Annotated in this window: 3 protein-coding genes; all 3 read left to right on the top strand. The window is 37.5% G+C overall.

Annotation, left to right across the window (positions count from 1 at the left end; genetic code table 11):
* Nucleotides 1–36: 36 nt before the first annotated feature.
* The 3 genes from ACJRPK_RS15920 (at nt 37) to ACJRPK_RS15910 (ending at nt 13654) form a co-directional block, all read left to right on the top strand.
* A complete protein-coding gene (locus tag ACJRPK_RS15920; RefSeq protein ID WP_407141406.1) occupies nt 37–4929 on the top strand; it encodes a polysaccharide lyase in 4893 nt (1630 codons plus the stop codon).
* A gap of 146 nt (nt 4930–5075) precedes the next feature.
* On the top strand, nt 5076–9557 hold the full coding sequence (locus ACJRPK_RS15915) for a G8 domain-containing protein (protein WP_407141405.1): 4482 nt from the start codon (nt 5076–5078) through the stop codon (nt 9555–9557).
* Between the two features lie 512 nt (nt 9558–10069).
* The gene (locus ACJRPK_RS15910) at nt 10070–13654 is read left to right on the top strand and encodes a two-component regulator propeller domain-containing protein (RefSeq protein ID WP_407141404.1); all 3585 of its coding nucleotides are present in this window, start codon (nt 10070–10072) and stop codon (nt 13652–13654) included.

Raw genomic sequence — 13654 nt, 5'->3', positions numbered from 1 at the left:
ATAAGAATAATTCGCCAACTTAAATTTACACACGCAATGAAAACACTTAAAACCATCAAATGCTTTTTCCTCGTATTTGCTTTACTAATATTAGGAAAGATGAATGCGCAAGACTGCACTAATAGTAGCTTGATTATTGATCAAAATTTTAACCAATATAACGGTCAAAACAAAGAGTACTCATTAAACATGCTCAAAAATGATTTTCCTGGGGTTTCTGCACGGTCTTCTGGCGAAATTAGAGGTATTGGAGGAAACTGGCCTCAGGAAACACGAGTGATCAATGGACAATTACGTGCTCAGTATATCAAAAATGCAGCTAGCGGTAGAAAAGGTGGTTTTCTTTTTGATAGCTCTTTTGATGGAGTCGAAGAAGCAACGCTACAATACAGAGTAAAATTTGATAAGAACTTTGTCTGGGCAACCGGAGGAAAACTTCCTGGTCTTGGCGGAGGTTCCAATAGTAGTGGTGCTATGCCTGTAGGATGTACTCAAAATCAAAACACTAATGAAAACGCTTTTACAGCTAGATTAATGTGGAGAAGAAACAGAGCACAAACAAACAATCCATATTTAATTGTATATCCGTATTTCCCAAATAGAGAAAACAATTGTGGAGGAAATATTAGATTCAAGGATAATCTCAAAAAAGATCAATGGTACACTATTAAGCAATACATCAAACTGAATACTCCAGGTCAAAACAATGGAGTCTTAAAAATGTGGGTTGATGGGGAGTTATTATTGAATCAGAATACTATTCAATATAGATTATCCGGGAAAGGAAATGTAAAAATTAATGGAGTAGTAATGCATACTTATCGTGGTGGTAAAGCCGATGACCCAGTTTGGTGGTCTCCTACCACAGATTATGCATATTTTGATGACATAAAAGTCTGGACCAATTGTTCTGGAAACAATGGTGGAGGTGCCAATCAGTCTCCGACGGTATCCATTACTAGCCCAAATCAAGCCAATTATAATGCAGGGAGCGATGTCTCGGTAAATATCAATGCCAACGATTCTGATGGTAGTATCACCAAGCATGAGGTTTTTGTAAATGGTACCTTGGTAGATACCGATGGAGCTGATTATACACCACATCTAATAGCTAATCTGCAACCAAGAAATTATACTGTTAAAGTTGTAGTTACCGATAATGATGGTGCTCAAGGTGACGCTACCAAAAGTTTTACAGTAGGAAATGGTACCGGGGGTGGAGATAATGGTGGTGGAAGTGGAGAAAATTGTGCAGCCGTAGAAAGCAATGGAGTTGTAGCCGTAGAAGCCGAAAGCTTTACAAGTCAGTCAAAAACGTCTAAAAGAAAATGGTATGTCCAGAATGGAAGTACCAATACTCCAAATCCCGATCCTGATGGTTCACATGCAGGTTCTTCCAGTAGTAAAAAATATGTAGAAATTCTTCCAGATACCAGAGTGGTACACGAAGATCTATTAATACGAGGAGAAAACTTTTCAGAAAATCCCGGTGAGCTAGGTGTTCTTGATTATAAAATTAAATTCACAAATCCAGGAAGATATTATGTATGGGTAAGAGCATATTCTACAGGTAGCGAGGACAATGGTATTCACGTAGGCCTTAATGGGAATTGGCCTTCGTCTGGTAAAAAAATGCAATGGTGTGAAGGAAAAAATCAATGGACTTGGGAGAGTAGGCAAAGAACCGACGCCAATCATTGTGGAGAAGAAAAAAAGATATATTTAGATATTCCATCAGCTGGGGTTCATACCATATCTTTTTCAATGCGCGAAGATGGATTTGAATTCGATAAATTCGTTCTATCAAAAGCGTATACTAAACCATCGGGTGATGGTCCAGCTGCACAATTAGCGGATTGTACCGATGGTGGTGGAGGAAATAATGGGACAGTTGTAACTGGCGAGTTAAAAAAATGGCATAAAGTTACTTTGACTTTTGATGGTCCCAATTCTTCTGAGACTGCTAATGATAACCCATTTTTAAATTATCGTTTAAATGTAACATTTACACATCAGAGTGGTTCTCCGTCCTATGTTGTGCCTGGTTATTATGCTACCGATGGAAATGCTGCACAAACCTCTGCAAGCAGTGGTAATAAATGGAGAGCTCATTTTGCTCCGGATAAGACGGGTACTTGGAATTATTCTGTTTCTTTTAGAAAAGGAAGTAATGTTGCGGTAAATGATAGTAATACCGCAGGGACAGTTGCTGGATTCATGAATGGAGAAACAGGGTCATTTGATGTTGCTGCGTCGGATAAAACAGGTAGAGATTTTAGAGCAAAGGGTCGTTTGCAATATGTTGGAGAACATTACTTGCGCTTTGCCGAAACTGGCGAATACATGATCAAGCAAGGTCCAGACTCTCCAGAAAATTTATTTGCCTACGACGATTTTGACAATACACCTAACGCAGGAAATAGAAGGAAAAATTATCAACCACACATGGGGGATTGGAACTCTGGCAATCCTACCTGGAAAAGCGGTAAAGGAAAAGGATTGATTGGAGCTGTAAATTATATCGCTAGTGAAGGACTAAACTCTATGTCTTTCTTGACCATGAATATTAATGGTGATGATGAAAATGTATATCCATACATTGCTTCGAACCAACGTACTCGAATGGATGTATCTAAACTGTCTCAATGGGCTATCGTGGTTGAACATATGCAGAAGAATGGAATTTTTGCACATTTCAAAACTCAAGAAACTGAAAATGAAACACTTCTTGATAACGGAAATACCGGAACACAACGTAAACTGTATTATCGTGAACTGATTGCAAGATTTGGACACAACCTAGCGCTCAACTGGAACCTTGGTGAGGAGAATGGAGCTGGGCCCCAATCAACAGATCAATCCCCTGCACAACAAAGGGCAATGGCAGCATATTTTTATAAAAATGATCCGTATCGTCATCATATTGTTATCCATACGTATCCTAATGATTTCCCTGATCATTTGGTTGGTAATCAATCTGAACTGACAGGATTTTCTTTGCAAACCAATAAATCTGATTTCACAAATGTTTTTAGCAAAGTAAAAGAAGCTCTTGATAAATCTAGAAATGCCGGAAAAAAATGGGCTGTCGCTTGTGATGAACCGGGTGATGCACAGTATGCTATTAGACCAGACAATAATGCAGCAAATTCTCATGTAGATGGTCGAAAAAATGCATTGTGGGGAACCCTTCTCGCAGGTGGATGGGGTAATGAATGGTACTTCGGATATCAGAATGCACATTCAGATCTTTCATTGCAAGATTTTAGAAGCCGCGATACATGGTGGGATTATGGCCGTCACGCCATTCGTTTCTTCGAGATAACGGATCTTCCTTTGACACAAATGCGAAATAACAATTCGTTGTCTTCTAGTTCTAACGATTATTGCTATGCAAAACAAGGAGAAGCCTATGTAGTGTATCTAAAAAATGGAGGTTCTACGAATCTTAATTTAAATGGACAAAGTGGACAATTTGCTGTCAAGTGGTATGATCCTCGTAATGGCGGAAACCTGAAGAACGGTTCTGTAACCAGTGTAAATGGTGGTGGTAATAGATCTCTTGGAAGTGCTCCTAATAATGGAGGTCAGGATTGGATAATACTAATCACTAAAGAAGGTTCTAATCCGGGCGGAAATGTAGCTCCGGAAGTATCATTTGCAATTCCATCGGGAAACACAACCCTTCAGGAAGGATATACAAGTTTTGAGGTTACTGTAAATGCTTCAGATAGTGATGGTTCTATTAGTAAAGTTGAATTATTTGTTGATGGAACACTGGTTCGTGAGGAAATTCTAGCTCCCTATACTTGGGGCAATGGCGATAATACAACTGAATTACTAGGATTATCAGTAGGAAATCATACCATAAAAGCCGTAGCTACCGATAATGATGGTGCAAAAGCTGAAGCTACCTTTATTCTAAAAGTTGAAGGTGCTGTGCCAACTATAGATCCTGTGGTATCTTTTGTGAATCCATCCGGAAACCTAACAGTACAGGAAGGATATGACATAGAGGTTGAAGCCAACGCCACAGATGCCGATGGAACAATAAGCAATATCAAATTGTATATCAATAACACTTTGGTACGACAAGAAAATATAGCACCATATAACTGGGGGCATACCGGATCACCTAACCCGGCAGAAGTCAATGGACTTCCTGTGGGAACGCATATCTTTAAAGCGGTAGCAACAGATAATGATCGTAATACAGATGAAACTACCTTTACCTTAACTGTACAAAGTAATGATGGCAATACTGGAGGCTGTTCTTTCGGAATACCGATTGCCAATGGTATTCCTGCTATGGATAACGTTTCATACGGGTATGTTCATGTTCTAGGACAAGGTGGTCCAAGTCTTAGTAATTTCAGAGAATTTTCAATCGATTGGGATCCTACCTACAACGGTCTTTACAAATTCGCAATTAATACCAATAATGGAGTTCCAAATTGGTATGTGGACTTCTCTGACACCATGAGTTTTCAATTAAATAATGGGCAACCCGAAGTGACATTATCTAATACTGGCTTCAATGGATTAGATGGATCTTACTGGGTGGCCAAAGATGGTGATAATTTTGTTTTGGTATCCAAAGATCGAGGATTTACGCTTTACTTTAGCAACTCTTCTCAAGCTCCTTCGTGTGCGAATCGACAAAGTAAGATTTCTTTTTTAAATGCAAACGCTCAGAATATTGTATTACACCCTAACCCGGTTAAGAGCGATGTGTTATCTATTGCAGGACTCGAAAATAAGGAAGTGTCCATGCAAGTATTTAGTGTAATTGGTCGTAGGGTTTTACTTAAGAATGTAAAAGGAGTTAATGTTTATCAATTACCTGTAGAGTACTTAGAAGCAGGAAGTTATATTTTAAACATAAAAGGTAAGGGTATTGACAAATCACTGCATTTTATAAAAGAATAAGCATAGTTTTAGTTCAAATTCTATCAGGAAACAAAAAAGTTTCCTGATGGAATTATCCCAGTCTTAATAATACACGAGAAGTATAAAATCAGTGTATTATGCTAAAAATTCATATACAAAAATCAGAACGTTAACACAGAATAATCATGAAAAAGCTCCTAAAAAATCGAATTAATTTTAATCTGAATATCTGGAAAGTACGGCAATTAAAAATTGAATTACTTTTTCCCTTTCTATGCTTTTGGATAGTTTCGTCCTTTGCACTTGAGACACCATATAGTAACACCTCATCAAAAATTACATCATCTATTGACTGCACGCCGTCTGCTAATTTGGCAACCATACAACCTGTGGCCGATGGATTATGGTATGATGCCTCTATTTGGCCAAATGGTAAAGTACCGACCGCAAATGATGATGTAATAATACCGGTTGGTAGAAAAGTAAGACTTGCAGGAACATGCCGTGCAAAAACCATTAGGGTTAATGGTGAATTAAATGCCGTTAATTGGCAGGAAACTGGTGCATGGATTAATTTAGAAACGCAAAGTATTGTGGTTTCCGGAAAAATGGAAATTGGTACAGCATCGCAACCTTATTATGCAACAGGAAAGTGCTTAATAACTTTAACAGGCGGTAAATTGAATAATGCCCCTGCATCATATAAAGCCATCATGGTAATGGGTGGAGGTACTCTGGAATTACACGGTAAAAAAAGAATGAGTTGGACAAACCTTGCCAAGACTGCCAATGCCGGAGCTACCCAAATCACCTTAAAAAATGCTGTTGATTGGGAAATAGGCGATAAAATTGCCTTGACTGCTACAGGATTAGCCAGTGGTCAAACAAAAGCCTGGAACAATGTTGATGAGGCTGAAATTACTGCCATTAGTGGTGATAAAAAAACACTTACGCTAAAAGATCCTTTAAAATATAAACATATAGGAGGATCAAAGTCTTACACAAGAGCCAGAGATGGAAAAACATGGAATGTGAATATTCAGGGTGAGGTAGGCTTATTGTCTCATTATATCAAGATTCAGGGCAAAATGGATGGGAACAATGAATCAGATGGATTTGGAGGCCATATCATGCTCATGAAAAATTCTATAGCTCACGCAGAACAGGTAGAACTTTACAAAATGGGTCAAAAAGGAATTTTAGGACGCTATCCGTTCCATTGGCACTTAAATGAAGATAAGGCAAAGGGCAGTTATTTAAAAAACAGCAGTGTACACAAATCTTTTAACAGAGCGGTAACCATTCACGGTACCGATTATGTAACGGTAGATGGTGTATTTGCGTATGATCATATAGGTCACGGTATCTTTTTTGAAGATGGAGGAGAACGTTTCAATACGGTCAAAAATAATGTAGTGTTTGTAACCAGAAGACCAAAACCCGGAGAGCAACTAACACCATCCGACAATCAGGCCAATGCTCCTCAAAACAGAACACCTGCTTCTTATTGGATTACTAATCCCAATAATTACTTTGAAAATAATGTAGCGGCAGGAACTGAAGGTACAGGATTTTGGTTTGCTTTTCCTGAAAAACCGATGTTCGCTTCAGGAAATTTGCCCTATTACCAAGGTTTAAACCCATCAAAGGAACCCTTAGGGCGATTTGATGGTTTCGTAGCCCATACATGTATGACAGGTTGGGATGTTTTTGACCGATTAAATCCTGATCATTCTTTGAAAGCAAATTTTGGATGGGATGTAGATAGTAGACAATTAATCAAAGATGGATTGTTTTACGGAAATGATCAAGGCTTATATTGCGGATTAGGCGTTGGAGGTAACAACAAGAACACTGTTTTTTACAATTGTGTTTTTAGTGATAACAAAACCGCCACGATGCTGGCTGGTGATCTAACCATTGAGAACAGTCTTTTTAACGCAGATACTGATCTGGGCGTGTTCAACGGCGTACGTGAATTCTTTAGGTTTTATGACGGTCCTGGAAGGCATATCGACTGTCATTTTGAAGGATGGAACCGATCCAATACCGAAATGATTAAACAAATCACAGGTGGTGGAGCTACTGAGAATTTCAATCCTACTTTTCGTGGCACTACCAAAGGGTTTTCTGAACCTTTTCCTTTCAGATTTTTCCCATTACCAAATACAGATGCTACTCGTACAAGAAAGATTGGACAATTTTTCAAAGATTATGACGGAACCATGTTAGGAAAGCCTGGTACACTAATCAGAGACATTCCATTTCTTAGAGATGGACACGAATACAGGCACCCTTCATGGAGAAATGCGGCTCGATCTGATTATTACTTCGCAGGATTGTGGTTTGCCAGAATCAATTCAAGTGGAGTTCGTATGTCCATTGTTCGTTCCAAACCCGGAACTGAAGATGTTTGTTTTTATGAGTCAGGATCACCAGCCTCAGGAACGTACAAATTTCCAATGATTGTAAATGAAGGATTTCTCTACACGTATTATTTTGATAAAGCGCCGGCAAACAAAAGTATACTACTTATTTGGAATAGAGGAGATGCCGGTGATATGGGATACGCACGTTTTAAAGGTTTAGGTAAACTTGGTAATTTTAGAGTTAATGGATTTCCAAGACTAAACTCAGTAGCGGAAGTAGAAAATGCTACCAATAATGCTTATTATATTGCTGGAAACGGAGATGTATATGTAAAATTCAGAAGTGCTGAAGGTGATAACCGAGTGAACATTTTCTTTGATTGGGATAATAATGGAAGTTTTCAATCGGTTGGGCTTCCTTGTACGACAAACGATCTGGATGGAGCTACTGCTCTCGATAGTGATGGTGATGGAAGATCAGATATAGTTGAAACGGAGACCTGTGGTAACCCAAATAATGCTTCTGATTTGAACTTTGGGTTTAATAAAAGCTCAGAAAGTTTTAGTAAAACTAATATCGCAGCCGACAACACCAATAACGATGCATTTTGGTTATTAAGAGCAGATAACTCTAGTGATCCATATATTGTAAGAGATGGGTTGAAATTTAATGGTAATCAAGTACCACAATTAAAGATTAGGGCTAAATCTGAAGCTGCCGGGGCATTCCAGTTATTTTGGACAACTACTGATCAACCTCGTTTTACAGCAGGTCGATCCGTAACGGTAACTCCAAAAACTACCAATGTCTTTGAGGAGCTCGTTTTTGATATGAGTAATCTCAACACTTGGATGGGAAAAACAATTACTAAAATTAGATTAGATTTCCCTCCGGATGCATCAGCTCCTAGGCATACGTTTATTGATTATATTCACGGTCCGAATGCATCAGATGCCCCTTGTGATAATACACCTGAAATTGTTTTCACAAGCCCTACCAATACAAAGTTACAAGAAGGTGACGATTTAGGAGTTGTAGTTGCTCTTAATAGCGGAAGTGTATCCAATATTAGGTTATATCTTAGTGATGTATTCGTGCGTCAAGAAGGAGGAGCTCCCTACGAATGGGGTGCCGCAAATCCTGGTCGAAATGATGCTGCATTAGTAAACCTAGTAGCGGGAACTTACATTTTGAAAGCAGTGGCAACAAATAACCAAGGAGTATCAACTACGATTACAAAAACTATTATCGTTGATAGAGTACCGGTAGCTCCTTCTGTTAGTTTCCAGAGTCCAACGAATAGCGAATTTATCGAAGGAGATGATTTAGGAGTAATTGTTAATGCTTCAGATACTGATGGAACTGTGGTAAATGTTAAACTATACCTTAATAATGTATTGGTAAGACAAGAAGGCGTAGCTCCTTATGAATGGGGTACAGCAAATCCAGGTCAAAATGATGCTGCGTTAGTAAACCTTGCAGCAGGAACCTATGTTTTAAAAGCTGTTGCAACTGATAACGAGGGTAATACCGGTGAAGCTTCTTTTTCTTTCACAGTTCAAAGTAATCAACCTGTTACTAACAATCTTGCTCCTATACATGATGCCTACCTACAAGGTAGCACAAGATTCAATACTGCAGATCTTAGAGTAGAATCAGGAAACAGAATAGGCTATTTACTATTTGACCTAAGCACACTTAGTGGAACAGTAAACAAAGCAGAACTTAGGCTTACCGTGGGTTCTGATTCTGGTAATGGTAGTGTCAAAGTATATCTGGGTAATGGTACTAATTGGACAGAAAGCAACCTTTCTAACAGTAATAAACCTGGTAAAGGAACATTATTAGCTTCAAAAAACACTTCGTATACTACCAATGGTACCTATATCTGGAATCTCGACGGTCTTGCTGTTGGAGGTAAACTGAGTTTGATTGTAGAGCATACCTTGGGAAATGATGTGAGTTTCTGGTCAAAAGAAGGAAACAAAAAGCCAGAACTTGTGGTAACCACAAATAATAGCAGACAAGCGTCTATTTTGTCTACAAAAGGGGCAGAAAACGTGAAAATTTCTATGTATCCAAATCCGGTAAAGAGCGATGTCTTGTCAATTGGGGGTCTGGAGAACCAAAAAATATTCATACAAGTATTTAGTTTGACAGGACGTAGAGTTTTATATAAAGAGATTAAAAACACCAAGGTGTATCAGTTAGCAGTAGGCAAATTAGAAGCTGGTCGTTATATCTTAACAATAAAAGGTAAGGATATCAATAAATCATTACATTTTATAAAGGAATAAGTTTAATGATTGATTAATAAAAAAAATAAATACCTGTCTCCATTGCGGAATTAAAAAATAGGCATTTTGAAATGTGACTGAATATTGTGCTACTGATTCACAGTCTACGAGTAAAAAAGTTCGAGACCAGTCCCACCTTCAGTACTTAACCCTCTTGATCCTTGATCAGGAGGGTTTTTTGTTTTGTAATATATTGATGGCGTATATTTTTTACAAAAAACGGCTTCGTTACCTCTCTAATGTCACCTATATGAGGTTTAAGACATAAATGTTTTAGTGTGGTATAGTAATATGGTTGGTTAAAAAGCTAGTAAAAAACACATAAAAAAGTGTTTTTAGAAATGTGCTGTCTTGATGCTCTCTTATTAATATTCATCCGAACTATTATACAACACATCAATCGTTTTCTTAAAAATTTCATAACATTTTTTGAGCATTTCTAATATGAATGTGAAGTGTAACAGCTATCTTAGCTGTTCAACCCCCGTTAATTCTATTCAATATATAGAATAATGTCACGACTTATAAAGTTTTTTGATCCTATAATACGGTTCGGAAATTACTCAAAACCAGACTTGTATGTAATGGCTAAAATGTCATTTTATATGGCTATAGGTATGCTGTATACTATGAATATACTCCACGCGCAAGAAGAAGCATACAAAATTAGTCATTACGGTAAACAAGATGGTCTTAACCAGAGTAGCGTAAACTATATCTTTCAAGACTCTCGGGATTTTGTCTGGATAGCTAATTTTGGCGGCGTAAATAAATTTGATGGTTATTCATTTTCTTCCTATAGTAATGATTTTGGAGATGACACTTCAATTTCGGATAACTCAGTTTGGACTATTCGTGAACTAAGCGATACTTCCTTGTGGTTTGGGACCAAGACCGGTTTGAGTAGGTATAACAAAACGACTAACAATTTTTCTAATTTTTACATTCTCGATCAAGATAGTAATTCGGCAACCTTAGCAATTAAAGCACTTTTTCAGGATCATTCCGGTAGATTCTATGTAGGGTCAGAAGGACAAGGACTTTTCCTTTTTTCCTTAAAAAGTGAAACATTTACTTCTTTAAGCATACTTCCGAAGGATGCAAAGATAACTGCGCTGACTGAGGATACTAAGAACAACTTATGGGTAGCTACAGAAAACTTGGGGCTTTTTAAAATTTCAGCGAATAGAACTGAAGTAACCGCCTTCAGACTCAATAAATCTTTTGAGAGTAAAACTATTTGGAGTTTGTATGCCGATCATAAAGGTGATGTTTGGATAGGCACTGATACGGATGGTTTAGTACGATTTGAAAGCAAAGCGGATAGTTTTTATTTCTATGCTAAAGAAAGTAAAAAGTATTCTTATAAAGCAGGGAATAAAATAAAGACAATAACCGCGCAGGGCGAAGAAAAGTTATGGATAGGGAGTGCTACTCAAGGGGTGTCCCAATATTCTTACAAAGATCGAGGCTTTTATACCTATCAAAAGGACCCTTACGATATAAATACGATATATGATAATGATGTAAGTAGTATTGAGGTGGGGGCAAACGGAGTGCTTTATATAGGTTTTTATATGAAAGGTTTTGATAAAATGATATCAACCCCGTTTAAAACCCTGAAAAATAATCCAAAACAAAAAAATACACTAAGTAACGATAATGTCTACTGCATGTATAAAGATCACAAGAATTTCTTGTGGTTTGGCACCTATGGAGGAGGACTTAATCGGTATGATCCAAGCACGAAGACATTTAAACACTACCTCAACAACTCAGCAGATCCTAAGAGTATTAGTCATAATTGGGTACGAATAATTTATGAAGATCGTCAAAATACTTTATGGGTAGGAACTTGGGGAGGAGGATTGAATCGTTTTGACAGGGAGACAGAAACTTTTAAAAGATATCTGCCTCAAAACGACTCTGAGACGGCTTTAAATCACAATATTATCACAGCATTATTTGAGGATCGTGATGGAGAACTATGGATCGGTACGTATGGAGGTGGTATTAATTTATATCAGCCAGATACAGATAATTTTATATCCATTCGTCATGATGCAAATACGATGAACTCTCTGAGCGATGATCATATTACTTCGTTTTATCAGGATGATAAAGGATTAATCTGGATTTGTACTTATGGTGGTGGACTCAACTCGTATCACAAACAATCAAAAACATTTACACGCTACCTGCCTAATGCTGATGTCGATACGAGTTTAAATAGCCATAAAACCCTGCATATTTTTGATACGCCTTCTCAAGATTTTTTATGGGTTACAACCCTTGGTGGAGGACTCAATAAGTTTTATTACGGTCAAAATAAATTCCTGAACTATACCGAAAAGGATGGTTTAAGTAATAACTCTACGATGGGGATGTTACTAGATAAAACAGGCGCATATTGGATAAGTACCAATACGGGTTTATCAAGATTTGACGCACAATCAGAGTCTTTTACAAATTATTCTACGCAGGATGGATTGGGTAGCGATGATTTTAATCTCGAAGCCTTTGTTGTAGATGAAAATGATGTATTTTATTTTGGAGGCAAAAACGGAATCACCTACTTTAAGCCGGAGGAGGTAGTACCGAATACAAATTTCCCAAAGGTTGCTTTTACGAACATAGAGGTTGAAAATGCAAAGTTGCACGTGGTTCCAACTAAGCTAGAAGTGCCATATAAGTCGAGAGTTTCGTTTGATTATGCGGCGATCAATCCGGATAAAATGCAGAAAATTGAGTATGCTTACCAACTAGTTGGTCGTGATAAAGATTGGAGTGACATGAAGAATAATCGTCATATCGAATTCACAAATTTAGATCCTGGCACCTACGAGCTTAGAGTAAGGAGCACAAACAGTAATAAGCAATGGAATCCTTCCTATGCTAAAATTGATGTAAAGGTACCCACCCCATGGTTTTTATCTTGGTATTTTAGAATTCTGACGGTTTTTATAATTGCACTTGCAGCATATCGGTACTACTGGGTAAAAATGAATCGGGTTAAATTAATTAATAGAGAGCTGGAACAGAAAGTAAAGATACGTACCAGAACAATACAGTATAAGAATGAAGCATTGAGCGCTGAAAAAGAAAAAACAGAGACCGCTTATGAGAAACTCAAAACGTTGGAGCAATTTAAAAACGACTTTACGAATATGCTAGCGCATGATCTCAAAAATCCATTGGTCAGTATTCTAGGCTATTCTTCGGAAACTGCATCTCATCCTGTGTTAAAAGATATTAATGTATCGGGTAAACGCATGTTACACTTAATTGAAAATATGCTAGAAGTGCAGAAATTTGAAAATACAAATGTCCAGTTGTCGATGCAAATTGTGAACCTAACTATGTTGGTGGAGGAATCCTTTAAACAAGTAGAAGTTATAGCAAACCAAAAAAACATAACACTGGAACACACGATATCTTCGAATGTGTCAGGAACAATTGATCCGGATCTCGTGGAAAGGGTTCTGATAAATTTATTATCAAACGCAATTAAATTTTCAGAAAGTGGGGCGGTAGTCAAAGTTTTTAGTAACGTAGAAGATACATCCTCTGAACGGATAATTATCGGTGTACAGGATTTTGGTGCCGGAATTCCGGAAGATAAGATAACCGCTATATTTTCAAAATATACTCAGGCAGAGGTGAGGGGTTCTGGAGAAGCAAAATCTACTGGTTTGGGATTAGCGTTCTGTAAAATGGCAATAGAGGCGCACGGTGGAAAACTTTGGGTAGATTCTAATATTGGCAAGGGAAGTATATTTTATTTCACTATACCCAAAGGTAAAGGTAAAGTTAACGACCAAGAAATTAAAAATGAACATAAGCTGTTTATGAAAAGTCCGTCTATGGCAAAATTAGTTTTGGAAAATAAGGACTATTTGATTTTAAAACCTTTCATTAAAAAAATCAATACTTTAGAAATTTATGAAACAGGCGAATGGTTGGATATCTTTGAAAAATTAAATGATCATGAAACACAGAATATCAAAACTTGGAAAGATTTGATGATGCATGCTTTGACAAGTTTCAATACAGCAAGCTTCTCACATTATAAAAATTTAGCCCTTGACCAGGCATAA

The sequence above is a fragment of the Aquimarina sp. 2-A2 genome, assembly GCF_045505135.1.
In the GTDB taxonomy this organism is placed as follows: domain Bacteria; phylum Bacteroidota; class Bacteroidia; order Flavobacteriales; family Flavobacteriaceae; genus Aquimarina; species Aquimarina intermedia.
The sequence above is the reverse complement of the archived record's forward strand: the minus strand, read 5'-3'. Positions and strand labels throughout refer to the sequence as shown.

Excerpts from the sequence above, each read along its gene's own strand:
- ACJRPK_RS15920 (WP_407141406.1), top strand. The coding sequence starts at position 37 with ATGAAAACACTTAAAACCATCAAATGCTTTTTCCTCGTATTTGCTTTA.
- ACJRPK_RS15915 (WP_407141405.1), top strand. The coding sequence starts at position 5,076 with ATGAAAAAGCTCCTAAAAAATCGAATTAATTTTAATCTGAATATCTGG.
- ACJRPK_RS15910 (WP_407141404.1), top strand. The coding sequence starts at position 10,070 with ATGTCACGACTTATAAAGTTTTTTGATCCTATAATACGGTTCGGAAAT.